The sequence below is a fragment of the Comamonas sp. A23 genome, from assembly GCF_004522605.1.
In the GTDB taxonomy this organism is placed as follows: domain Bacteria; phylum Pseudomonadota; class Gammaproteobacteria; order Burkholderiales; family Burkholderiaceae_C; genus Comamonas; species Comamonas thiooxydans.
On sequence record NZ_RSDT01000007.1, the window covers coordinates 40,672 to 64,571 of the forward strand.

The 23,900-nt window shown below is 61.4% G+C and carries 24 protein-coding genes and 1 riboswitch; of the genes, 9 read left to right on the forward strand and 15 right to left on the reverse strand.

The genetic code is table 11. The features are described from left to right. Nucleotides 1-58: 58 nt before the first annotated feature. The 3 genes from yjgA (at nucleotide 59) to EIC84_RS16185 (ending at nucleotide 2,917) form a co-directional block, all read left to right on the forward strand. Nucleotides 59-742: a ribosome biogenesis factor YjgA gene (gene yjgA, locus EIC84_RS16175; RefSeq protein ID WP_003069361.1), complete on the forward strand. Its 684-nt coding sequence runs from the start codon at nucleotides 59-61 to the stop codon at nucleotides 740-742. After that, nucleotides 735-1,346, forward strand: coding sequence for a molybdopterin adenylyltransferase (mog, locus tag EIC84_RS16180; protein ID WP_003069358.1), 612 nt, complete (start codon nucleotides 735-737; stop codon nucleotides 1,344-1,346). Before yjgA ends, mog begins: the two co-directional genes overlap by 8 nt. Nucleotides 1,347-1,708: 362 nt before the next feature. Further along, nucleotides 1,709-2,917, forward strand: coding sequence for an ABC transporter substrate-binding protein (locus EIC84_RS16185; RefSeq protein ID WP_003069356.1), 1,209 nt, complete (start codon nucleotides 1,709-1,711; stop codon nucleotides 2,915-2,917). Between the two features lie 305 nt (nucleotides 2,918-3,222). Here EIC84_RS16185 and thiC read toward each other — a convergent pair whose 3' ends face one another. Further along, a complete protein-coding gene (gene thiC / locus EIC84_RS16190) occupies nucleotides 3,223-5,166 on the reverse strand; it encodes a phosphomethylpyrimidine synthase ThiC (protein WP_003069354.1) in 1,944 nt (647 codons plus the stop codon). A 258-nt stretch (nucleotides 5,167-5,424) separates the two neighbouring features. Next, a riboswitch (TPP riboswitch) is annotated at nucleotides 5,425-5,542 on the reverse strand. A gap of 81 nt (nucleotides 5,543-5,623) precedes the next feature. Beyond that, nucleotides 5,624-6,283, reverse strand: a complete 660-nt coding sequence (locus EIC84_RS16195) for a nitroreductase (protein WP_003069352.1) — start codon at nucleotides 6,281-6,283, stop codon at nucleotides 5,624-5,626. 184 nt (nucleotides 6,284-6,467) lie between these two features. On the opposite strand from EIC84_RS16195, the gene EIC84_RS16200 reads away from it, so the two are divergent. Continuing rightward, nucleotides 6,468-7,688, forward strand: coding sequence for an ABC transporter substrate-binding protein (locus EIC84_RS16200; RefSeq protein ID WP_034363015.1), 1,221 nt, complete (start codon nucleotides 6,468-6,470; stop codon nucleotides 7,686-7,688). Between the two features lie 131 nt (nucleotides 7,689-7,819). On the opposite strand, the gene EIC84_RS16205 is transcribed toward EIC84_RS16200, so the two are convergent. The 3 genes from EIC84_RS16205 to EIC84_RS16215 all read right to left on the reverse strand — a co-directional run bounded on the left by EIC84_RS16205 (nucleotide 7,820) and on the right by EIC84_RS16215 (nucleotide 10,317). Further along, nucleotides 7,820-8,479 (reverse strand): nitroreductase, encoded by a 660-nt coding sequence (locus EIC84_RS16205; RefSeq protein WP_003069349.1) that lies wholly within the window; start codon nucleotides 8,477-8,479, stop codon nucleotides 7,820-7,822. 164 nt (nucleotides 8,480-8,643) lie between these two features. After that, nucleotides 8,644-9,480 carry a serine O-acetyltransferase gene (gene cysE / locus EIC84_RS16210; RefSeq protein ID WP_003069347.1) on the reverse strand — a complete coding sequence of 279 codons (837 nt, stop codon included), beginning with the start codon at nucleotides 9,478-9,480 and terminating at the stop codon, nucleotides 8,644-8,646. A gap of 36 nt (nucleotides 9,481-9,516) precedes the next feature. Further along, a complete protein-coding gene (locus tag EIC84_RS16215; RefSeq protein WP_003069345.1) occupies nucleotides 9,517-10,317 on the reverse strand; it encodes an RNA methyltransferase in 801 nt (266 codons plus the stop codon). Nucleotides 10,318-10,574: 257 nt separating this feature from the next. On the opposite strand from EIC84_RS16215, the gene EIC84_RS16220 reads away from it, so the two are divergent. The 5 genes from EIC84_RS16220 to EIC84_RS16240 all read left to right on the forward strand — a co-directional run bounded on the left by EIC84_RS16220 (nucleotide 10,575) and on the right by EIC84_RS16240 (nucleotide 15,102). Next, complete coding sequence (locus EIC84_RS16220; protein ID WP_003069344.1) at nucleotides 10,575-11,495, forward strand: inositol monophosphatase family protein; 921 nt, start codon at nucleotides 10,575-10,577, stop codon at nucleotides 11,493-11,495. A 207-nt stretch (nucleotides 11,496-11,702) separates the two neighbouring features. Continuing rightward, a complete protein-coding gene (locus EIC84_RS16225; RefSeq protein ID WP_003069342.1) occupies nucleotides 11,703-12,776 on the forward strand; it encodes a sterol desaturase family protein in 1,074 nt (357 codons plus the stop codon). A 395-nt stretch (nucleotides 12,777-13,171) separates the two neighbouring features. Then, entirely contained in the window at nucleotides 13,172-13,585 is a 414-nt protein-coding gene (locus EIC84_RS16230) for a LexA family transcriptional regulator (protein WP_192810462.1), read from the forward strand. A 6-nt stretch (nucleotides 13,586-13,591) separates the two neighbouring features. Continuing rightward, nucleotides 13,592-14,890 carry a Y-family DNA polymerase gene (locus tag EIC84_RS16235; RefSeq protein WP_003069338.1) on the forward strand — a complete coding sequence of 433 codons (1,299 nt, stop codon included), beginning with the start codon at nucleotides 13,592-13,594 and terminating at the stop codon, nucleotides 14,888-14,890. Then, entirely contained in the window at nucleotides 14,890-15,102 is a 213-nt protein-coding gene (locus EIC84_RS16240) for a hypothetical protein (protein WP_003069336.1), read from the forward strand. Before EIC84_RS16235 ends, EIC84_RS16240 begins: the two co-directional genes overlap by 1 nt. A 96-nt stretch (nucleotides 15,103-15,198) precedes the next feature. Here the strand turns inward: EIC84_RS16240 and EIC84_RS16245 are convergent, their stop codons facing one another. From EIC84_RS16245 to EIC84_RS16290, 10 genes are all read right to left on the reverse strand, one after another. Beyond that, the gene (locus EIC84_RS16245; protein ID WP_131361382.1) at nucleotides 15,199-15,504 is read right to left on the reverse strand and encodes a hypothetical protein; all 306 of its coding nucleotides are present in this window, start codon (nucleotides 15,502-15,504) and stop codon (nucleotides 15,199-15,201) included. A 383-nt stretch (nucleotides 15,505-15,887) separates the two neighbouring features. Then, nucleotides 15,888-16,187 (reverse strand): hypothetical protein, encoded by a 300-nt coding sequence (locus tag EIC84_RS16250; RefSeq protein ID WP_003069333.1) that lies wholly within the window; start codon nucleotides 16,185-16,187, stop codon nucleotides 15,888-15,890. Next, nucleotides 16,187-16,582 (reverse strand): hypothetical protein, encoded by a 396-nt coding sequence (locus EIC84_RS16255; protein WP_003069332.1) that lies wholly within the window; start codon nucleotides 16,580-16,582, stop codon nucleotides 16,187-16,189. Before EIC84_RS16255 ends, EIC84_RS16250 begins: the two co-directional genes overlap by 1 nt. After that, the gene (locus EIC84_RS16260; protein ID WP_003069330.1) at nucleotides 16,579-17,040 is read right to left on the reverse strand and encodes a D-Ala-D-Ala carboxypeptidase family metallohydrolase; all 462 of its coding nucleotides are present in this window, start codon (nucleotides 17,038-17,040) and stop codon (nucleotides 16,579-16,581) included. The genes EIC84_RS16255 and EIC84_RS16260 overlap by 4 nt, the downstream gene beginning before the upstream one ends. A gap of 3 nt (nucleotides 17,041-17,043) precedes the next feature. Then, on the reverse strand, nucleotides 17,044-17,325 hold the full coding sequence (locus EIC84_RS16265) for a hypothetical protein (RefSeq protein WP_003069328.1): 282 nt from the start codon (nucleotides 17,323-17,325) through the stop codon (nucleotides 17,044-17,046). Beyond that, on the reverse strand, nucleotides 17,322-17,732 hold the full coding sequence (locus EIC84_RS16270) for a hypothetical protein (protein WP_050789003.1): 411 nt from the start codon (nucleotides 17,730-17,732) through the stop codon (nucleotides 17,322-17,324). The genes EIC84_RS16265 and EIC84_RS16270 overlap by 4 nt, the downstream gene beginning before the upstream one ends. A 47-nt stretch (nucleotides 17,733-17,779) precedes the next feature. Continuing rightward, nucleotides 17,780-20,266 carry a hypothetical protein gene (locus EIC84_RS16275; protein ID WP_003069324.1) on the reverse strand — a complete coding sequence of 829 codons (2,487 nt, stop codon included), beginning with the start codon at nucleotides 20,264-20,266 and terminating at the stop codon, nucleotides 17,780-17,782. Nucleotides 20,267-20,349: 83 nt separating this feature from the next. Continuing rightward, nucleotides 20,350-23,034, reverse strand: a complete 2,685-nt coding sequence (locus tag EIC84_RS16280; protein WP_003069322.1) for a host specificity factor TipJ family phage tail protein — start codon at nucleotides 23,032-23,034, stop codon at nucleotides 20,350-20,352. Next, nucleotides 22,934-23,410 (reverse strand): hypothetical protein, encoded by a 477-nt coding sequence (locus EIC84_RS16285; RefSeq protein WP_080554235.1) that lies wholly within the window; start codon nucleotides 23,408-23,410, stop codon nucleotides 22,934-22,936. The genes EIC84_RS16280 and EIC84_RS16285 overlap by 101 nt, the downstream gene beginning before the upstream one ends. Next, nucleotides 23,407-23,898: a DUF1833 family protein gene (locus EIC84_RS16290; protein ID WP_003069319.1), complete on the reverse strand. Its 492-nt coding sequence runs from the start codon at nucleotides 23,896-23,898 to the stop codon at nucleotides 23,407-23,409. Before EIC84_RS16290 ends, EIC84_RS16285 begins: the two co-directional genes overlap by 4 nt. Nucleotides 23,899-23,900 lie beyond the last annotated feature (2 nt).

A 23,900-nucleotide genomic window follows, 5' to 3' on the forward strand; every position in this document is an offset into this window, starting at 1 on the left:
GATATGATAGCCGCCACTGCGGCGCCCTCTGCGCTGCCACCGATATTGCCCCCTTACCATGTCACGCAAACCCACCAAAGGCTATTTTGTTCGCGGAAAGTTCGTTGCCGAAGGCAGCGAGCTGGACCTTGAGCTGAAGGCCGAACTCAAAGGCACTTACGACTCCACCAAGACCGACCTCAAGCGCGAAAGTGATGCGCTGCAGGATCTGGGCAAGGAGCTGATGACGCTGCGCAGCGACCTCTTCAAGCGCCTGCAGTTGTCCGACCAACTGATCGACGCGCTGGCCGAGGCCAAGCGCATCACCAACTTCGAAGGCAAGCGCCGCCAGATGCAATATGTCGGCAAGCTCATGCGCAAGCTGACGCCTGAACAGGTCGCGGCCGTGAAGCAGGCGCTGGACGAGCAGCGCAATGGCTCGGCCAGCGAAAAAATGTCACTGCAGGTGGCCGAGCAATGGCGCGACCGCCTGATCGTCGAGGAAGCGGCCCTGTCCATCTGGCTGGAGCATTTCCCCGGCACCGATGTGCAGCAGCTGCGCTCGCTGATCCGTCAGTCGCGCAAGGACATCGAGAAAGCCAAGGAGCAAGCCGCCGCAGCGGCCGCTGCCGCCGGCCCCGATGCCGAGCCCAAGGAAGTCAGCAAGGGCCGTGCCTACCGCGACCTGTTCCAGCTGGTGCGCGAGCAACTGGCCAGCGCCGGCAAGGCCGGTGCGAGCGCCGAGGATGACGGCGATGAGTGATGCGCCCATATATCTTCACGATGCCGTGAAGATCGGCATCGTCTCCATCAGCGACCGCGCCAGCAGCGGCGTCTATGAAGACAAGGGCCTGCCCGCGCTGCAGGAATGGCTGAGCCGCGCGCTCAAGAACCCCATCCAGTTCGAGCCGCGCCTGATTCCCGACGAGCAGGCCGGCATCAGCGCGGCGCTGATTGAGCTGGTCGATGCAAGCTGCAGCCTGGTGCTGACCACCGGCGGCACCGGCCCCGCGCTGCGCGATGTGACGCCCGAGGCCACTTTGGCCGTGGCCCACAAGGAAATGCCGGGCTTTGGCGAGCAGATGCGCCAGATCAGCCTGGCTTTTGTGCCCACGGCCATACTCTCGCGCCAGGTGGCGGTGATACGCGGCAGCAGCCTGATCATCAATCTGCCGGGACAGCCCAAGGCGATTGCCGAGACGCTGGAAGGCCTCAAGGACGCCGACGGCAAATCCAAGGTCAACGGCATCTTTGCTGCCGTGCCCTACTGCATCGACCTGATCGGCGGCCCCTATCTCGAGACCCATGACGAGATCTGCAAGGCCTTTCGCCCCAAGACCGCGATTCGCGCGCCTCGCACGGCATAGCCTGCAGCACCAGGTGCAATCCCTGCCAAAACATCTACCAAAGCAGCCTACGGGCTGCTTTTTTCTTGGTGCTCACGTGGCATGGCTGCTGCGGGTATCTCGCTGCAACCGCTATCAGAATAAAAGCAATTTGCGCCTTTCATCCATGGACTTCAGCAATAAATCCATCTGAAACCTATGAACAAAAAGCGCTAGCAGCTATCAAAGATGGTGTATCCCTTGGGATTTCCCGCAAGTGCTTGCCCCGATGCCAGACGCAATAGCCACCCCTAGCATGTTTGCTGCGATGCAGCGACGGCGGCCACCCGCCAACCGGACGCTGCACGCTCTCTCCACATTTCTCATAATTTTCAGGAGACTCCATGCATCGCTTGTCCCAGTCTGCGCCCACTGCTTCCCTGCTGGCTCTCGCCCTGACGGCGGCCTTCGCGGCTCCCGCCATGGCACAGGAAAAAGTCAAGATCGGCTTCATCACCGACATGTCCAGCCTCTATGCCGATGTGGAAGGCAAAAACGGTGCCGTTGCCATACAGATGGCGATTGACGACTTTGGCGGCAAGGTACTGGGCAAGCCCATCGAGCTGCTGACAGCCGACCACCAGAACAAGGCAGATATCGCGGCCAGCAAGGCCCGCGAGTGGATAGACACGCAAGGCATCAGCCTGGTGTTCGGCGGCACCAACTCCGCCACGGCCCTGGCCATGGCCAAGGTCGCCCAGGAGAAAAAGCGCGTCTTCATCGACAATGGCGCGGGCAGCTCGGCTCTGACCAACGAGCAATGCAGCCCCTATACCGTGCACTACGCCTTCGATACCGTGGCCCTGGCCAAGGGCACGGGCGGTGCCGTGGTGGACACGGGCGGCAAGAGCTGGTTCTTCGTGACGGCCGACTATGCCTTCGGCCATGCACTGGAAGCCGACACCAGCAAGATCATCGAAGCGCGTGGCGGCAAGGTGCTGGGCTCGGTCAAGACGCCGCTCAACGCCAGCGACTTCTCTAGCTTCATGCTGCAGGCCCAGAACAGCAAGGCGCAGATCCTGGGCCTGGCCAATGCCGGCGGAGACACCATCAACTCCATCAAGGCGGCCAAGGAGTTCGGCGTCACCAAGAACATGAAGCTGGCCGGCCTGCTGGTCTTCTTCAGCGACATCCACAGCCTGGGACTTAAGAACACCGAAGGCATGCAGTTCACCGCCCCCTGGTACTGGGACATGAACGACGGCTCGCGCAAGTTTGCCGACGCCTTCATGGCCAAGACCCAGCGCCGCCCCAGCGAGATCCAGGCTGCCGACTACTCGGCCACCATGAACTACCTCAAGGCCGTGGAAAAAGCCGGCACGCTCGATGCCGACAAGGTCATGGCCACCTTGAAAAGCACCAAGATCGACGACTTCTTCGGCCAGGGCTATATCCGCGAAGACGGCCGCTATGTGCACGATATGTACCTGATGCAGGTCAAGTCGCCGGCCGAATCCAAGGGCACCTGGGACTATTACAAGATCATCAAGAAGCTGCCTGCCGAGCAGATCTGGACCACCAAGGCGGAAAGCAAATGCCAGTACTGGCGGTGACGTGAACCCGCGAGGCATACGCCCCGCATCGGCACAACGGACAGCAAGCCGCGGCAGCTGTCCGTTTTTTCATGGCAGCAGTTCCGACAGCTCCAAGCGTCAATCCGCAACAAACTTACATCGCGATATTTGCGCCTTATCGAGATGGACCTGACGGGCGGCATCCCCAGCGCCCCTTTCCAAGCCGAACGCCGCAGCCCCTGCGGCATCACTCGGCAAAAAAGCAGGCCCTGCGGCCTGCCTTTTTCATGGCGACGGGCAAAAGCGCTTGATGCACAAGTGCCGCAGCCCGGCTTCAGTTCAGGTCAACGTGCCGTGGTGTCGGTCGAGGCATTGACGATGGGAATGTAGAAATCGCCGCCCGCCTGATTGAACTCCGCCGCCTTGGCCTGCATGCCCACGGCAATGCTGTTCTCGGCGCTCACGCCTTGCTGCTTGGCAAAGTCGCGCACTTCCTGGGTGATCTTCATGGAGCAGAACTTGGGTCCGCACATGGAGCAGAAGTGAGCCACCTTGGCGCTGTCCTTGGGCAGGGTTTCGTCGTGGTAGGCCTGGGCCGTATCGGGATCCAGTCCCAGATTGAACTGGTCCTGCCAACGGAAGTCGAAGCGCGCCTGGGAGAGCGCATCGTCACGCGAACGCGCGCCCGGATGGCCCTTGGCGACATCGGCCGCATGGGCCGCAATCTTGTAGGCGATGATGCCCTGCTTGACGTCGTCGCGGTCGGGCAGACCCAGATGCTCCTTGGGCGTGACATAGCACAGCATGGCCGTGCCGAACCAGCCGATCATGGCCGCGCCGATGGCCGAAGCGATATGGTCGTAGCCGGGGGCGATGTCTATGGTCAGCGGGCCCAGGGTGTAGAACGGCGCCTCGTGGCAGTGCTTGAGCTGCTCGGTCATGTTCTGCTGGATCATGTGCATGGGCACATGGCCAGGGCCTTCGATCATGGTCTGCACATCGTGCTTCCAGGCGATCTGCGTCAGCTCGCCCAGCGTGGCCAGCTCGGCAAACTGGGCATCGTCGTTGGCATCCGACGCGCAGCCGGGACGCAGGCCATCGCCCAGCGAGAAGCTCACGTCATACTGCTTCATGATGTCGCAGATGTCCTCGAAATGTTCGTAGAGGAAGCTCTCGCGGTGATGAGCCATGCACCACTTGGCCATGATGGAGCCGCCGCGCGAGACGATGCCGGTGCGGCGCTGGGCCGTGAGGTGGATGTAGGCCAGGCGCACGCCGGCGTGGATGGTGAAGTAGTCCACGCCCTGCTCGGCCTGCTCGACCAGCGTGTCGCGAAAGATCTCCCAGGTCAGATCCTCGGCAATGCCGCCGACCTTTTCCAGCGCCTGATAGATGGGCACGGTGCCGATGGGCACGGGCGAGTTGCGCACAATCCAGTCGCGCGTGGTGTGGATGTTCTTGCCGGTGGACAGGTCCATGACATTGTCCGCGCCCCAGCGAATGGCCCAGACCAGCTTTTCCACCTCTTCCTCGATGCTGGAAGTCACGGCCGAATTGCCGATGTTGGCGTTGATCTTGACCTTGAAATTGCGGCCGATGGCCATGGGCTCGATTTCAGGGTGGTTGATATTGGCCGGAATGATGGCGCGGCCGCGCGCCACTTCGTCGCGCACGAATTCGGGTGTGATGATCTTCGGGATCGCCGCGCCCAGGCTGTTGCCGGCCAGGCGCAGCTCGCGCGCCGCGTCCTGCTGGTACTGCGCCATCCATTCACGGCGACCGTTTTCACGCAGGGCCACATACTCCATTTCGGGCGTGATGATGCCGCGCTTGGCATAGTGCATCTGGGTCACGTTCTGCCCAGATTTGGCACGGCGCGGCTGGCGCTGCAGCGCGGCCGCCTCGGCGCGCAGCTGGGCCACGCGCGCATCTTCCTCGCCGCGCTTGCCGCCGTCGTCCAGCGCCACACGCAGGCGACCCACGTAGTATTCGCTGTCGCCGCGCGCTTCGATCCAGGCACCTCGCACGCTGGGCAAGCCCTGGCGCACGTCGATCTGTACGGCGGGATCGGTATAGGGGCCCGAGGTGTCGTAGACGCTGACCTGCTCTCCATTGGTGAGCGCAATATCGCGCACCGGCACACGCAGCTGCGGATGCAGCGCGCCACTCAGATAGCTCTTGGTCGATGCGGGAAACGGCTGGCGCGACTGAGCCAGCAGCTCGGCAAAACGGGCGGCATCGGGGGCATGACCTGCAGCAGGCGTAAAAATGGAATCAGGGGCGTTCATCGCAGTCTCCTCAAAGCGGTTGAAGTGCATCAAACGCTCCGTGGAGTGCGGCCCTGCTCTGATCTTGCCCTGCACTGGCCCGGCCCGCTATGGGTATCCGGCCTGTGCCGCCGAAATTCTGCAATTTCGGCCTGGTTCTTCACGCACCGGCTGTCCAGAAAAGACAAAACCCCAGTGCGCGAGGCGCCTGGGGTTTGCTGTGCCTATGACTTTCAGGGCTGGCACTCGTGCCAGTTGCCCTGTCAATCCATCGGCCCTGCGTCAGGGTCCCGCTCTTCTTCCGCCGGTATGAACCGGATCAAGTTCGTCGGGTTCGCCTGCACTGTTTTCACAGTGACTGGCATCTCAGCGCTTTCGCACACCCCGGAGCTGCACGCAGTATAGGCTGGTTTTGCCACAATTTGCGCACTCTTGAAGCTGTTTAACTATCCTGACCCTCAAGCGTCTAATCCGCCGTTCAATCCAGCCCCTGCAGCGCCAGCCATTCATTGCTGGCAGCACGGCTTGCGCGCCACTGGTTGATGGGCGCGCTGACATCCTCGTAGCCCAGGGCAATGCCAAAGGCAATCTGGTAGCCATCCGGCAATGCCAGCTGTTCGATCAGCATGTCGTTGTACATGCGCCAGAAGCCCTGGGCACAGGTGGCCAGACCTTTCTCCACCGCCAGCAGCATGAAGGACTGCAGATAGATGCCCAGATCCACCCATTGCGCATAGCCCATGCGCTCCTCCACGGCCACGAAAATACCCACGGGCGCACCGAACATCTGGCCGTTCTTGGCCAGCTGGGCCAGACGTGCTGCCTTGTCCTCGCGACCGATATTGAGTGAGCGATACAGATCTTCGCCGTTTTCAAAGCGGCGACTGCGGTAGGGCTCCCACAAACCGGGTGGATAGGACAGGCCGGGGCGCTGCACGGCCTCGGTCTCCCTGGCCCTGGCGCACAGATCCTTGAGCGCCTGTCCGCCCACTGCGGTCACACGCCAGGGCTGCATATTGCCGCCGGACGGCGCCTGCGCTGCGGTCTCCAGCAAGTCCCGCACCGTGGCAGCAGCCACGGCCTGCGGCAGAAAAGCGCGCACCGAACGACGCTGCTGCAATGCTTGACGAATATCCATCTCTTCTACTTTCCTAAATCACTGGTGTGCAGTGTAGGAGCTTGCGGCATTTTCCCGAGTCGCCGTGGATACCTTGTCGCAGCCGCCCCGGTGCTTGCCCTGATGGCGCGCCCTGCTCCAACTGCGACCATGCTGGCTGCCCGTCGCAGTGACCGGGTACTCACCACCTCAGGAGATGACTCTGATGAAGCCTCGCTCTGTTTGCTCCGCTACCGTTTTTTCCCCAAGAACATTGACGCTGGCACTGGGATGCCTGCTGACCGCTGCAGGCGCTCAGGCGCAGGACAAGATTCGCATCGGCTTCATCACCGATATGTCGGGCCTCTATGCAGATGTGGACGGCAAGGGTGGTGCTCTGGCCGTGCAGATGGCTGTGGACGACTTTGGCGGCAAGCTGCTGGGCAAGCCCATCGAAGTATTGACGGCCGACCACCAAAACAAGGCCGATATCGCGGCCAGCAAGGCACGCGAGTGGTTCGACACCCAGGGCATGAACATGCTGATCGGCGGCACCACCTCCAGTGCCGGCCTGGCCATGGGCAAGGTGGCCGACGAGAAGAAAAAGGTCTACATCATCAACGGCGCGGGCACTTCGGCACTGACCAACGATCAGTGCAGTCCCTATTTCGTGCACTATGCTTATGACACCGTGGCGCTGGCCAAGGGCACGGGCAAGGCAGTGGTGGAGCTGGGCGGCAAGAGCTGGTTCTTTCTGACGGCCGACTATGCCTTTGGCCAGGCGCTGGAGGCCGACACCACCCGCGTGGTCAATGCCGCTGGCGGCAAGGTACTGGGCAACGTCAGGCACCCGCTGAACACAGCCGACTTCTCTTCCTTCCTGCTGCAGGCCCAGAACTCCAAGGCCCAGATTCTGGGCCTGGCCAATGCAGGCGGCGACACCATCAATGCCATCAAGTCGGCACGCGAGTTCGGCCTGACCAAGACCATGAAGCTGGCCGGCCTGCTGCTGTTCAGCTCCGACATCCACAGCCTGGGCCTCAAAGCCACGGAAGGCCTGATGTTCACCGACAGCTGGCATTGGGACCTGAATCCCGAAAGCCGCAAGTTCTCGGATCGCTTCTTTGCCAAGTTCAAGAAGATGCCCACCTCGCTGCAGGCAGCCAACTACTCGGCCGCCATGCAGTATCTGAAGCTGGCCGAGAAGCTGGGCACGACGGACGCCGACAAGATCATGGCCGGCTTCAAGGCCACGCCGCTGTCGGACTTCTATGCCAAGGGCGTGATCCGCCCCGACGGCCGCTACGCTCACGACATGTATCTGCTGCAGGTCAAGACGCCGGCCGAATCGAAGAAGGCCTGGGATTACTTCAAGGTGCTCAAGACCCTGCCCGGCGACCAGGTCTTCACCACCAAGGAAGAGAGCAAGTGCGCTCTGTGGAAGTAGCCGGTCGGCATTGAAGAAGCAGCCGGGCTGCCTGCATGGCACCCGGCTTGATGCCTTGCGCTTCGTCCTCTCCTTCTTGCCACGCAAGAAGAAGCGTCAAGCGACTGCCCGCACCGGCATCAAGACAAGGCTCATTCGAACCCGCGCATCTCGCACCATTCCCCGGGCTCTGCCCTGGTGGAGCGCCACTGGTTGATGGGTGCCGCGCTGTCCTCATAGCCCAGAGCCATGCCAAAAGCGATCTGGTAGCCCTGCGGCAGCGCCAGATGCCGGCTCACAAAATCGCTGTAATTGCGCCAGAAGCCCTGGGCGCAGGTGGCCAGTCCCTTTCCGGTCGCCAGCAGCATCAGCGATTGCAGATAGATGCCCAGATCCACCCACTGCGCATGCAGCATGCGGCTCTCGACCGCGACGAATACGCCTACAGGTGCGCCAAACATATGGGTGTTCCGGGCTAGCTGCAGCAGCCGCCCACTCCTGTCCTCACGCCCCATGCCTATGGAACGATAGAGGTCCTCGCCATTGTCAAAGCGGCGGCTGCGATAGGGCTCCCACAGCTGAGCCGGATAGACCAGGGCCGGATCGGAGTTGGGCGTCGCCGCAGGCATGGCCTGGCGCAAGGCTTGAAGGCTGTCCCCCGTCAGCGCCATCACTCGCCAGGGCTGGAGGTTGCCGCCGGAAGCCGCCTGTCCGGCCTGCGCCAGCAAATCCCTGACCAGCGCAGCATCCACCGTCCTTGGCAAAAAAGCACGCACCGAATGGCGCTGCTGCATGGCCTGTTCCACATTCATCATTGCTTGCCTCGGGTTTGAATTGGCAAGCAGTCTCGGCCGGACAGGCAGGGCTTTCACCCCTCAAATCAACTACGGGCAAGCACCATGAGAAAAGCCAACGACAGGCGTTGGCTTTAACTGGCAGAACAGAAGCGTCAGCGATCCATGGACAAGGCTTGGGTTTACTTACCCAGAATCTGATCGATCTTGTCCTTCTGGAATGCCTCGGGTCGTTCGGACTCGCAGGGCATACAGTCCTTGACATGGCCTTGAATCGAGAGCTTCTCGATGGCGGCCCACAGCAGTGCAATCTGCTTTTCATGGCCGGCAGCGCCTTCGGACAGAGAGCGCATGGCCTGGGCCACGGGGTCGACTTCGGCCGTCACGCCATAGGCGGTGAAGCCGCTCTTGCCGCAATCCTCGTCAATCACGGCAGCCGTTTGCGCCTTGGCCTCGACCTTGGGTGCCGACTCATGCTCGGTCACATCGGCGCTATGCCCGGTCTTGCTGGGAATGATGCGCGCCGGAATACCCACGGCCGTGGCACCTGCAGGCACGGGCTTGATGACCACGGCATTGCTGCCTATCTTGGCACCATCGCCTACCTCGAAGCCGCCCAGCACCTTGGCGCCGGCACTGACCACCACGTTCTTGCCCAGCGTAGGGTGGCGCTTGGCCCCCTTGTAGAGCGAGGTACCGCCCAAGGTGACACCGTGATAGATGGTGCAGCCATCGCCCACCACGGCGGTTTCGCCGATCACGACACCCATGCCGTGATCGATGAAGACCTCGCGACCAATGACGGCACCGGGGTGGATTTCAATGCCGGTGAACCAGCGCCCCATGTGCGAGATGAAGCGCCCCAGCCATTTGAAGCCATGCGTCCAGCACCAGTGCGCAGGGCGCTGCAGCCAGATGGCGTGCAGCCCCGGATAACAGGTGATGACCTCCCAGGTGCTGCGGGCCGCGGGGTCGCGGTCAAGAATGCACTGGATGTCGGAGCGCAGGCGATCAAGCATCAAATAACAACGTGAGGAATGTTTAGCTTGTGAAGTCTAGCGGGTTGGTGGCTGGCTCTGCAGCATGGCTTTGGCAACACCGCGAAGAATATGGATTTCTTCCTGGGTCAGCTGCGCGCGGTTGAAAAGCTGGTTAAGCCTGGGCATGAGCTTCTTGGGCGCTGCCGGGTCCAGAAAGCCGATATGGGCCAGGGCCTGTTCCCAGTGGCCCAGCATGCCCTGCACCTGGGCCATGTCGGCGCGATGCGCCTCGGGCGTGTGCTCCACCACGGGAAAACCACCCAGTGCCACGCGCCAGTCATAGGCAACGACCTGAATGGCCGAGCCCAGATTGAGCGAGCCGAACTGCGGATTGGACGGAATCGACAGCGCCACATCGCAGCGGTAGACATCGTCGTTGCTCATGCCAAAGCGCTCGCAACCGAACAGAAAGGCCACGCCCTTCTGGTTGCAGGCCGCACCGGATGTGGGTAGGTTATCGGTCAGACCTGCGTCCACTTCAGACACAGAGCGTGTATCGAGCTCTCCTTTCAGGAGCAACTCGAAATGCTCGCGCGGAGTGCGTGTAGGCGGGCCGAAGTCGCGTGGCGTCATCGCCGTCGCGCACATATGGCTGATGCCGTCCAGGGCTTCCTCCAGGGTGTCGACCACGCGGGCCTTGTCCAGCACATCCAGTGCGCCACTGGCACGCTGAATGGTTTCTTCCTTGCGCAGCACGTTCTTGTAGCGTGGGCGCACCAGCACCAGGTCGTCGAAGCCCATGGTCTTGAGCGCTCGGGCAGCCGCGCCCACATTGCCGGCATGGCTGGTTTCAATCAGTACGAATCGGGTTTTCATCAACGCAGAACAATGCAAAAGGCCCCACTTGTGGCCTTGATAAGACAGCAGACTACGCGGCCAGCTCTCTCTGGCATCCGCAAGCGCCGCAGAGAAGACCCTCGGGTCGCCGGGACGAACAAGCAAAAAAAGCGCAGCCTGGGTAGAATTGCACCCATTGTCGCCGCCCCGCATCGCCGGTCGCGGCTTTTACGTTCTTACCCGCGTAGTTCAGCCCAGTTTTGCTCCGGGCTGCATCGCCAACGCACTCACAATTTATGTCGAACTCCCTGCACCCCATGCTCAACGTGGCCATCAAGGCTGCTCGCGCCGCTGGCGCCCTCATCAACCGTGCCGCACTGGATGTGGAATCGGTGCGCGTTGCGCAAAAGCAGGTGAACGACTTTGTGACCGAGGTAGACCAGGCGGCCGAGCGCATCATCATTGAGACGCTGCTCAACGCCTACCCCCAGCATTCCATCCTGGCCGAAGAATCGGGCAGCGAGCATGGTGCCAAGAACTCCGACCATGTCTGGATCATCGATCCCCTGGACGGCACCACCAACTTCATCCACGGCTTCCCCGTGTACTGCGTGAGCATCGCCCTGGCCTACAAGGGCAAGATCGAGCACGCCGTGATCTATGACCCCAGTCGCAACGACCTGTTCACGGCAACCAAGGGCCGTGGAGCCTATCTGAACGAGCGCCGCATCCGCGTCTCCAAGCGCACCCAGCTGCGTGATTGCCTGATCTCCACGGGCTTCCCCTTCCGCCGTGGCGACAACTTCAAGCAATACATGCTGATGCTGGGCGAAGTCATGCAGCGCACCGCCGGCGTGCGTCGCCCCGGCTCCGCCGCCCTGGACCTGGCCTATGTGGCTGCCGGCTTTGCCGACGGCTTCTTTGAGTCCGGCCTGTCCATCTGGGACGTGGCTGCCGGTTCTCTGCTGGTCAGCGAAGCCGGTGGTCTGGTGGGCAACTTCACGGGTGAAGCCGACTTCCTGGAACAACGCGAAATCCTGGCCGCCAACCCACGCATCTATGGTTCGCTGATTCCCGTGCTGGGCAAGTTCAGCAAGTTCGCCACCGCTGGCGAAAAAGCGGCTGTGCGTCAGGCTGTCAAGACTGGCGAATTCGAAGCCCCCGCCGAAGAAGGTGCAGAGGCGGTGGCCGAAGAAGGCCAGAAGAACGCGGAATAAAAAAGGCGGTCGCCCCACGACTGCGGAAAGGGCCTGGTCCGGTGGACCGGGCCCTTTTTTTATGCCGCCAGGCCGCCCCCCAGGCAATAAACACTCCTTGGGGGCCGAGTCCACAAGCAGTGGACAAGCGCTGGAGGTGTACGTCTCTCCACAGAATCCACAAACTCCCGCTCCAAAATCTGCCCGACGACAAATGGGCAGAACAATATGATGGACTTCTTCAGCCAGCATTGGGCGCTGGCCATTGACTGGGTTTCCGTGCATGCGGTGACTCCCGTGGTCAACGCACTCCATATTGCAGAGGCAGCAGGCGATCCGCGCGAGATAGCCGCCGGCATCCTGATCGCGCTGCTGCAGCTGTTTCTGATCGGCTGTGTGATGCGGCCGCTGGAGAGTCTGCTTCCCGCCGAACGCTGGGCCGACCGCCGCCACACCACGGTGGACCGCAACTACACCCTGCTCATGCTGCTGGGCCTGTTTCCGCTGTTCAGCTTTTTGATCCTCATGCCGGTCGCCCATATGCTGGGCGGCGGGCCTGCCACCGAGGAGGCCAGCGGCCTCAAGGCCTGGCTGCCCTGGTTTGAAGGCCACCCCTATATATTGTTTGCCGTGTACTACGTGGTCTACGACTTCACGTATTACTGGATGCACCGCGCCCAGCACGTCATTCCCTGGTGGTGGGCCATGCACAGCATGCACCACAGCCAGCGCCAGATGAGCTGCTGGAGCAATGATCGCAGCAACTATCTGGACGGCATGCTGCAAAGCTTTGTGCTGGCCAGCGTAGGTCTGGCCATGGGCGTGGAGCCCTCCGAGTTCGCCATGCTGGGCTTGCTCAGCGAGCTGGTGCAGAACTTCTCCCATGCCAACGTAGCGCTGCGTCTGGGCTGGCTGGGCCAAATGGGCGAGCGCCTGCTGGTCGGCCCACGCTTTCACCGCAACCACCATATGCTGCGCGATGCCGAGCGCCCCGAGCGCCACAACTGCAACTTCGGCCAGGTTCTGCCCTGGTGGGATCAGTTGTTCGGCACCGCCCTCTATCACGACGAGGAACTACGCCCCACGGGCGTGAGCGACCCCGAGGTCGATGCCGACAACGAGCGCGGCCTGATCGCCATGCAGTGGTACACCTTGAAGCGCTTCTGGGGAGCCTTCAGTTGCCGCGCGGGCTGGAGGCTGGGCGATGTGTCCTTCGGCCCGGGCTACCGCCCCATTCATGACGACGATCAAGGCTCTGGCTCTCAATCCGAGCAAGGCGTGCAGACGGCCTCTGCCAAATAGCCAAAAAACAGCCATGCCCCCTGCTATTGGGCATCACGGATAATGCAGCATTCGGCGCCCGCCCAGCACCGGCGCGGCGCCCCCTGTTTTGCATACCGCTGAAGCGATGACCCAGACAAGCACAGAATCCCCGTCGCTGCCCTACTCCCCAGACATGACTGACCTCTCGGCGCATACGCCGATGATGCATCAGCGTTAATATCTCTGAGAAATTTGATTTCAACGCAAAACTTACGCCAAAACCTACGCCGACCAACCTCCTATTCAGGAGGTTTTTTTATGTCGGCTTCCTTTCGGAACCGAACAATAAATACGGCGCCAATGTGGACTCATAGAGCTTGATTTTCATCAGTCGATATACTGTATGCATGTACAGTCATCGATTATTGAGCGGCATGCCCGTCCAACTCACTGCCTCCCCAGTTGCTTTGCCTCTGGCGGATTGCAGCGTGCGCGCGGGCTTTCCCTCTCCAGCCGAGGACTTCTCTGGCAAGCGGCTTGATATTGCCGAGTTGCTGGTCGAGCACCCGCAGGCCACTTTCCTGCTGCGCGTGGCCGGGCCATCCATGCGCGAGTACGGCATCGACGACGGCGACATCATCGTGGTCGACCGGGCGCTGCGCGCACGCCATGGCAGCATCGTCGTGGCCGTTCTTGACAATGACTTCACCGTCAAGGTGCTGCACAACGCTGGTGGCTGCTTCAAGCTTAGGGCTGGCAACCCTACCTATCCCGACATCGTCCCTAAAGAAAACCAAGAGCTTGAGATCTGGGGCGTGGTCAAGTCCTGCATCAAGCGCTTTGCATGAGCATGTATGTTCGCGCTCATCGACGGCAACAACTTCTATGTCAGCTGCGAGCGGGCTTTCAGGCCCTCCCTGCAAGGCACTCCTGTTGTCGTCCTGAGCAATAACGACGGCTGCGCCATCTCACGCTCCGACGAGGCCAAGGCCCTGGGCGTGAAGATGGGGCAGCCGTTTTTTCAATTGCGCGACCTAGTCGAGCACAAGGGGCTCGTCTGCCTCTCACCAAACTTTGAGCTGTACGGCGACATGAGTGACCGCATGATGTCGCTGGCTGCCGGCCTGGGCCCCACCCAGGAAATTTATAGCATCGATGAATCATTCATCGGGGATCTGGACGGCGTGCGGGATCTGACGCGCCGCGCCTTTGCCATTCGCGCACGAATCCTGAGATGGACAGGCATCCCCACATGCGTGGGCCTGGCTCCCACCAAGACCCTGGCCAAGCTCTGCAACCATGTCGCCAAAGACTCGGAGCGCAAGCCTGGCAGCTATCCCGCCGAGCTGCAGCGGGTCTGCAACTGGGCAGAGCTGTCCGAACAGCAACGCACCGACATTCTCGGCCGCACCGCCGCCGGCGAGGTCTGGGGCGTGGGCCGGCGCATCTCTGCCCAACTGGCCGAGCAGGGCGTGCTGACTGCGCTTGACCTGGCCAGGCTGCCTGCCCAAGCCGCGCGCGATGGCTGGAGCGTCGTGCTGGAGCGCACCGTGCGCGAGCTGCAGGGCGTGAGCTGCATGAGCTTGGAGACAGCCCCTGCCGCCAAAAAGCAGATTGCGTGTACCCGCAGCTTCGGCCACCCCATCACCACCCTACCCCCATTGATTGAAGCCGTGAGCGAATTTGCAACCAGGGCCGCAGAAAAACTGCGAGCTGGCGGTTTGCGCGCTGGTGCCCTGCATGTTTTCGCGCACACATCGCCATTCAGACCAGGCCGCAGGTTCTACGAAACGGCCGTGATTCAGCTGCAGCCCCCCTCATCCGACACCAAAGTCCTCGTGAACGCAGCAGTGCGCGGCTTGCGCATGATTTACGAGCCCGGCTACCAGCTCTCAAAGGCCGGCGTGATGCTGCAAGACCTGTGCCCTGCAGAAGTGCAGCAAGGCGATTTGCTCTTTCAGGAACCGGGCCGCGACCAGAGCAAGCTGATGGAAGCCATGGACAAGGTCAACAAGCGCTTCGGCAAGGGCACGGTGCATGTCGCCAGCACCGGCGTGCCCGAGCAGGACGAGAGCGGCTGGCGCATGCGCCAAGAGCTCCGCACGCCACGCTACACCACCAAGATTGACGACATACCAATTGCGAGGGCCTGATGAGACGAACCGATGCACAACAGGCCATTCTGGGCCACTGGGTCAACTGGCAGGACCAACTGTCCAACGCCGACATGCACCCGCACCCCGGTACCGCCATGCACCTGTTCTATGAATACATGCAGGCGCGACACCCCGAAGTCTTGGACTTCGCTAGTTACTCGCCATACCTCGAAATGAGGTTGTGGATTGCAGAAGACAACGAGCCATAGAGCTACGCAGCACAAAAGAAAGCCTCCCCGATGCCGAAGCACCAGGGAGGCTTTTCCGTCTGTGATTTAGACTAAACACAGATACCGCAATATTCTTTAATTCCACCCAAACCTATACACAAGATAAGCGACAACTAGAGAAGGAATTATTGCCCAAAGAGCCTTGCCAAATAGCTTCCAAAGTTGACCACCATCCGACTTACCAGAAGGGGGTGCACCTGCAGAATCCTCTTTTCCACTTTCAGGCTTTACAGCCTCATTGCTTATTAATGGATTGATCCCTGCGGTCGAGTCGTTCAGCTCCACACGCTTTACTCGCCTGCCCTTCAAAAGTGTTTCAGCACTAGTGTGAGAGTTGTTTACTTTGATGTCGCTGCTATCTTCCAGATCAAGCAATGCCATATCACCCCCTTAAGTACTGAGAAATTGCCATGGATATTGGTTTCAGACCTCCACCCACAAATTCTAGCGGATATCTGTAGAGTGCATCCTTGCGCTCAATGTGCCTCACGTTATCAACAGATACATGATGCAAATTATGTCCACGAAGTACAGTGTCAGCAACAAAATAGCTATCCCTAATATAAATACCACTAGAGTTCTCTGCATCAATTACAGTGGAAAATTCTCCACTGCAATTTGAAATATGCACTTCTGCGCAATTAACCATTTTAATAAGACGCATTATCCAATCTCCTAGGGCAGGGGGGGGGTTACAAGCTACAGCATAATTCATTGCCAAAAAGGAAAAGCCTCCCCCAGTGCCGAAGCACCAGGGGAGGCTTTCATTTTTCCACAGACTTGATCGGCCGCTTGCAGCTGGCCAAGGCCGCACGCAGCTCAACCTCATAGCCCTCGCGGCGCTCCAGCTCGGCGCCGGCGGCCTGGACGTACATGTCCACGTCAGCTCCGCCAGACAGGTGCTCGGTCGGCATATTGGGCCGTTCAGGCTCAGGCTCATCGCAAGGCACAGGCACGGCGACCTTGACCTGCTGAATCTCGACCCTCGCCGGCGGCGCAGCACCGCAACCAGCCAGGAGGACAGCGGCCGCCAGCGCAGCCGAGAGTAGGGGTAGACGGCGCATTACTGACCTCCTCCAGATTTCCGGGACGCCAGCAGTTCAGCCACTCGGGCCTGTGCGCTTGCGCATGCATCGCCAGGCACTGCCGCCGGTGTGCTCAGGATCTTGTCCGCGCGGGCCTTATGCCCAGCAGCTACCGCAGCCGCCTGGGCGCGGGCCTGGTCGCGCTCGCGCTTGAGACCTTCACCGACCAGCTGCAAGGCCTCGACGGCTTTTGTGCACACGTCTGCACTCCCACGCGCCAGCGACTCCTTTTCGCCGGCGTGATCGGCATCGGATCTAGCCAGGGTTGCAGCGTCACGCTGCCCCACGTACATCCAGGCCAGACCCACATTGCCCGCCAAGCTCAACAGCAGCGCCATGACAAGCGCTGCCGCAATCTTTGCTGCGGCCGTCATACTCGCTGAACCCCCACCATGAAGGTTTTTCCATGCTGCGTGATCACACGATTGACGGCTTGTGCCGGAATACGGGTGGACAGATGGACCCAGCGGGAGCCCTTAGAGCTGACCTCGTAGATAAGTTGCCCGATGCCAAGTGCGGCTACATGGGGTGCAAGCGCCTTGGCCACCTCATATGGAGTACCGAATCCAGGCACCACCACATCAGCAGCCATACCTTGCATATGGTCGCTGGTCGTGGTTCCCCCGACCGCCTCATTGACGCGACGATTGCGGAATCCACTGGTAGGCGTCATGGGATGTCCGCCGAGGTGCGCACGCACTCGCTCCAGCATCTGCGCCGTGCGGTGGAGTTGCTGCAGGGCATCAGGCCCCGGCGTGTTGTCCACGCCAAGCTCCCTTGCTTTATTGCTGTCTGTCAGCTCCTTGAGTGTGAAATGTTCTGTCAATTTCATGGATCAACCCTCCTTAAAACGGGTGCGAATGATGAGAACGACAAAACCGCCCGTGGTGCACAGCTCGCGCAGTGCGGACAGGTTTGTCGGGTGAAGGAAAACGTCCAGCCAGGCCAGGAATGCGCCCACGGCCAACAAGCCCCAGGCGAGGGCCTTCAGCCACTCCAGCAAGCGCTCATGGTGCGTAATGCCAGGCAGGCACGGCCGTGTGCGAAACAGCTTGTTGATGGCCTCGGCCAGCACGATGAACGCCAGTGCGGCGAGCAGGATTGAGGTCTGTGTCATGTGTCTGCCTCCTGGTTGCGCTTTCCTGCCGGGTGCTCTGGCCAGTACTTGGCCATGAGCGCGATCAATGCGCGCTGCGCACCGACACCGACCAGGAAAGCCATGGATAGCAACAGCTCAGGGGGCACGGCCGAGATCAGCGCGGCCAACGGCGTGAGATAGCCCGCTGTGATCGAGCTGGCCCAGGCCACCGCCAGGCGCCGCACAGATAGCCGCAGCATGTCCTGCCAGGTATCGCTACCGCCGGGCACCGTGTTGAGCAAGATGATGGCCACCAGCGCGCCAGAGAAGCCCGCCAGTAGCAAATCAGCCTGCAGCCCGAGCGGCATCCCGAATGCCGTGAGTGCAGACGTGGAAACAGCGGCGCCGGCGACAGTCGCTGCCGCTGTCGTTGTTGGTTCTGCCATGTGTTGCCCTCCCTCGGGCATAAAAAAGCCCGCCGAAGCGGGTCAGGTCAAACGATCCAATCAAACTCCACACACCAGTTGTGCAGCGGAAAGTCATCAAACTTCAGAGTCTCGCCTCGGCTGTCGCGCAAGTTGCCGGCCCGGCCGACGTAGGGCCCCTTGCCAACTGCTGCATTGCCGTAAGACACCATGGCACCAACCACAGGGGCGGCAGCACACTGCAATCGCACCTGGCGGCCGTTGATGACCGATACGTTGCTCACGGTCGTGCCTGAGACAGCGAACCCCATATACGTCTGCGCTGGCATTGAGGTTGTGTCGATTACCAGGCCCGACTTATTGAAAGTCAGCGTCACATAGTTGCCAGAAACATTGCAGGCTATGGGCCACAGAGGTTCCCACTTGCCGCCATCCAAACCCACCGTCTTGATTGCTTCCGCAAAATAGGCGCCCAAGATGCGCTCAGACACGCTGTCGATATGGATGCTGTCGTAGTAGCTCAGCATGTAGCCCGGACATGCGAGTGCAATCAAGGAGATAGATCGAGCCGCGTCCAACTGCGCCAGAGAAATCGCACGCTGCTGCGTGCTCATTTGGTACATGACGGTGTGCACAGTCTTTGTCTGTCCCGTCTGCGCCCTGGTATCAGCGTCTAAGTTTTTGACCAAGATCGGCAGAGCCTCACGATATGCCGCCGCATCCGTGTCGTTCTCCCCGATTCCCAGCGGGACCGCCAGGACACCTGCAGTGCCTCCACTCACCCCAGCCAATGCCGCAGCCTGCGCGATCACAGAGTTGTACTGCGCAGTGCCCTTGGCTATGCCAGCGATCTTTGCACCGCCAAAGCCGTTATTCGCTACAACGATGGTGGACTTGACATCCGTATACCGCAAGTTGTTCTGGCTCTCCAGGGCAAGCCGCAGGGCTGCTGCTGCCCCCAGGCCAGGCCACTCTCCACGAGGGGTCCACTCATTGCGCTGGCTGTTTGCTACAGTCGCTGGCAACAGAGAGCTGGGCGCTGCCGGATAAGCTGGGAACGCCAAGCTATCAAACTCCTGAGCGACAGTGATCGGCGTCGTCCCGCTGGTGGGCGTCTGTGAGCCCTCCATCAGACTGTGGCCCAAGACTGGCAGAAGCATGTACTCCCATGGCAGATCCACCACTGACGGCCGATCCAACGCACCAGGGGCCGGAGCAACCGCGCTGCGAACCTTGAAGCCCGCCATGATGTTGACGGTGTAGACCCATGCCACCCCATCAGCAAAGTTCTGGGTAAAGAAAGAAGCTGTCCCCAATGAGGTCTCAGTGCGGTAGCCGACAGCAGAGCCCTTGATAGCGAAGTAGTCGCCTTTCTTCGCCTTCATCGTGAGCGGGATGCTGTTTGTTCCCACGGCAACAGTGACCGCTTCAACGGCACGCTGCTCAAAGCGCGTCTCACTGATCTTGGTCATCAACAACAGCTTCACGACGCCCGCGGCCGTTGCATTGCACTCGAAGGTCAGGTCGCCGTTGTCATCCGCCGGCGTCTTCAGAATGAAAGTTGCCGTCGCGCTCAGGCTTCCCGTTGGCGCTGCAAACGGCGCCAAGTTGTTGATTTGCTGATCACGTGTCTCGGTAAGGGTCTGGCGGATTACATGATCAAGGCTTCCCTCGATCTGCGGCGTAGCTTGGTCAAACCCCGTGAATGCCGAGACCTCGAAGCGGACCATCATCCGGGACGTTGTACTGACCGTCGCCTGTGTGAATGACGGCCCCACCGTGCCGGAGCGGATGCCGTTGCCATCCGAGCGGCCTGCGGAGTAGGTCAGGGAGCCACCGCTACCCCGAACCGCGATGTATTCGCCTGCCGTGATGGGCATGGATACGGGGACGATCTGATACCCGGCGGCCGGGATCGTGAGCGTCTGCTGGCGTTGCAGCGTGAACGTATCCCCGACTTTGCTGTAGACGTACACATCGACTGTGCCCGCAGCGGCACTGTTGATGTACATCTTGGAGATGCGGCCAGCGATCTGGGGCCAATCCAGCAAGATCAATCCCGAGGCATTCGACGTGCCAACAGGGATGGGAAGCGCATCGCTGTACCCCGCGCCATATCGCTCGACGGACAGCGCATCCGAAGTCTTCTGCACTGCAGACGATGCAGGATAGGTCGACAGCAGCGTGCTTGTGGTGCTGTTGACGCGGCGGTACTGGTAGGCCGCGATATCACCGCTGCCCTGAACATTGAAGGTCTCGCCATCTGCCACCGCAGCCCGCCCGATGGCCTCTGTCGCATACAGCGGGCCGGCAGCAGCAATTGAAGCGTCACGAGCCAAGACAGCGACATCAGCCGCTGAATTAGCCACGTCACGCGCTGCAATCGCATCAGGCGTTGCATTCTCAAGCGCGGTCAGGGTCAGGCGCTCCACCCCCAGGCGATCTGGATATGTGCGCTCTGGGCTCAGCATGAACTGGTCCAAGTTGCTGGAGTTGTCAAATAGGTCGCGCGGGTCCTGGCTGCCCGGTGGATTGCCTGTGTGATAGCTAGTCATGTGTCCTCGCACAAAACAAAAAGCCCGCTGGGCGAACCATGCGGGCGGGTGTTGAAGATCTCTGTGGCCAGGTGGCCGGCTACTCAAAGTGGCGGTGGCGCGTTGTTGTCGTCATCGAACAGGCGTGCGTCGTAGTTCACGCACTGCACGCTGGCACCATCGGTGCCGCTGGGGCTGACCTTCTTGACGATGGCCGGAAAGCTCCAGCGGGTGACAGGCCCGAAATACACATGGGGCGGCTCTGGCAGCTTGATCTGCGGCCACTCCCCGACCGGGATCGGGGCCAGCACTTCATAGGCGCTGGCTCCTTGAGCTGCCGGCCATGGCCCAGCCAGCGAGCCGTCAGGCCTGCGAAACGCCACGACATACGGATCTGCACCATCCCAGCGCAGCGGCTCTGTCACCTCCAGCCGGGCCTGGCCGCCGGCATTGCTGATGCCGGTGAGCAGGGCCGATTGGCCGAAGCCGGGGATGTCATCCACCAGGCTGACAAAGTCGCCATAGCTGTTGTTCAGCGCGTCCAGCTCCGTGGTGAAGCTGTACGTCCAGCGCTCATAGCGCAGCTGCCGGGCTCGGCGCATGCCGATGCGCCAGGCGCGCGTGCGGTCTGTAACCCCCAGTACCTTGAGCTTTTCAAGCTTGATGCCCAGCGAGCCAGGCAGCAGACAGTTCACCGTCTTGGTGTTCCAGTTGTCGCCGGCGTCGCTGAACTCCACCTCCACGCCATCGTTGTCGTCAGGCCGAATGCCGCTGAATGACCGAGCAATGCCCTCGGTGGTGTTCTGCGCGCTGTAGGCGTGGCCGTCTTCGACCGTGCGCACACCAGCGCGCACCGGGCGCAGCAGGCCGTCATCAATCGTCAGCTCGGCCATGCCTGCGGCCAACACAGCCTGCAGGGCGGCAAGCACCGTGGTTTCGTCAAACACATGGTCTGCCGTTTCACCGCGAGCCGTCCAGATGCCATGCAGGCGCTGCAGCTCGGCCATGTCGATGCTGTCCAGCCCATAGCCCACCGTGCTGCAGATGTGCCGCAGAGCGGCCGAGATATCCCGCGTAGGCTGTGGCGCGCTCCAGGAGCCATCCCCTTGCAGCACAGGCAGCATGCGCGTGGCCACCAGGTTGAGCTGGTTCTCTGACCTGGCTGCGATCTGCCCCAGGCCCCGCACGCGCACGCTCAGCGTGGTCCAGTCCGGGTAGCTGGTGCGCGTTGGCAGCCGCGTGCGCATGGCGTACCACTGCACCTCATCGTGCACCTGCGTGCTGGTGCTCTTGGCACCCCGGCGCCGCACCCGTACCTGCGGCCGCATGGCATAGGGCAAGGCAATGCGCTCGGTGAAACCGATCTGGTCCATGGTGGCATCGGTGTACCACTTGACCACGCTCTGCCAGGCGCCGCCGGCGGCGTAGTCCCGGTACTGGATCTCCACCCCCACGGATCTGCCCTGCACCTCCCCCTTGTCGGAGACATAGCAGAGGCCCTGGCTGAAAAAGATATCCACCTCCAGCGTGCTGCTGACCTCAGCGGCCGGGCAGCTTACAAAGGGGCCGGCCTGCTCACCGTAGACGGTATCTGCCTGCACGGTAAAGCTTGCCTTAGCCGCCGGCACTGTGCGCGGCGCAAAGCCCGCCCAGCTGCCGCCCTCGCTGGGTGCAAGCGTCAGCACCTGACCGGCCACTGACGCAGCCGTGTAGGTACGCCCAGCCCGGCACACCGCCAACGATATGACCCCAGCGGGCAGGTGACTGATGCGCCTATAAGTAAAGCCCCCGTCGCCATCACTGACCGCTTCAGCCAAGGTAATCGTGTTGCCGTCGACGGACTCCACACGCAGCGAACCAGTAAGCGCACCGGATGCGGTGAGCAGCATCCACAGCGATGGCGCAATCTCGCGCCAGTCGGCGGTAAATGTGTTGTAGTAGTTGCTGCCCTCTCCAGGCTCAAGCTCTAGGGCCACCGTCACGTCCTGCTCAAACATCAGCGACATGGCGGTGCCAGAGCCCCAGGCATTGGGCCAGTCCACATCGGCAGTGATCTGCGCGCCGTTGAGCGCATAGCTGCCTGCCGTGGGATTGACATTACCCGAGTCAATGGCGCTCAGCTCAAGCCCCGCCGTGCCGGCGCTGGTGCCGCCCACCTCCGGGCAGCTGTACCAGTTTTCATGCTGGGTGATGCCGCCGATATCGGCGCCCGGGCCATGCACGGTGAACTCAGCACCCTCCAGCGTGCTCAGCGGCGTGTTGCCAATCTTGACCGTGGCCGGGTCGATCTGGTACTGGCCGGGGCCGACACAGAGCAGCATCTCCAGCCATTGCTCACGCGGCGTACTGAAGTAGCGGCGCGGTGGGGTCAGATAGTCCGGGTAACGGATGAACTGGCCCAGCAGCTCCGGCACCACACCATTGAGCTTTGCCGTGTTGGCCTTGCCCTCGGCCGAGCTCAGCTGCTTGCCCTGCGGCGTGTCATAGCGCTGGTTGCTGGTCGATGGGAGTAACCAGCCGAAGAAGAAGTTGAAGATGCTGCCCACCAGCTTGAAAACGCCGCCGTGAGGGATGGGGCGGATATCAACCTGGTCTTCATTGCTGATCACCGCCTCAGCCCAAGCATCCACCGGCAGCAGCACGCCATTCAGGTGCAGCGTGATGGGCTGGATCTCGCGCGCCGCATAGTCAATACCGACCGCCGCAAACCAGCCCGCAATCGTGCCCGCCCACGGGTGCGACTCCACAGGCTGGCTCGGCATCTGGCCGGGGTAAATCTTGATCGTCATAAAACAAAACCCGCGTGTAGCGGGCCTGAAATCGGTTGAGAGCAGTCAGACATGGCCCATCGGGCTCATCGGTTTCGAGTATTCGCAACTGGCCGTCCACCTCGACCACCAGCCCCACATGCACGCACAGGCTGGCCCTCCAGGCCGTGGCAACCGCGCCCGCCCGAGGGCTGCACTGTGCAAAGCCATGCAGGGCTATGACCTGGTCGACCGCCCGTGTGATGCCGCGCAACTCACCCGGCCGGGCATCCTGCAGGGTCGGCAGCAAGGCCCGGCCGAACAGGGCCGAGCGCGCATCGCGCACCAGGCCCCAGCAGTCGTAGTCCACAGGGCCACGCCCACCGCGCACATAGCGCGTCCGCAGGAATTGCCTCATTGATACTTGACGCCAGGCGCCTTGTCCGCCGTGTAGCGATCACGCTGCAGCGTCAGATTGAGCAGATCGAAGTAGCTGCCCTCGACCTGCAGGACGTTGCTATTCATATCGCCCCCTTGGATCAACATGCGCTTTGGAGCCTTCGCCGGCGCAGACGTGTCGGTCGACAGATACTCGCGGTAGACCACATACGAAGGCTGGCCAGAGTCGAGCGCGTCACTAATCAAGCGATGCGCCCGGCCATCGACCACCCCCAGACCGAAGCGCAAGGACTGGTTCCCGATGGTGCTGCGCTCCGGCAGGGATATCTCCAGGCCGCAAGCCTCGAAGAGTTGCGGCACACCATCCACCCCCAGCGTGAGGTCTTCATAGCTGTGGGCAAGGCGTATGTGCTCGCCACCCGGAAGCTCGATGTCCAGCGTACAGATGCGCACGGTCGCCACATCGTCGCCGGCATAGAGCAGCTTCAAGGCTGTACTGGTTGCCATCG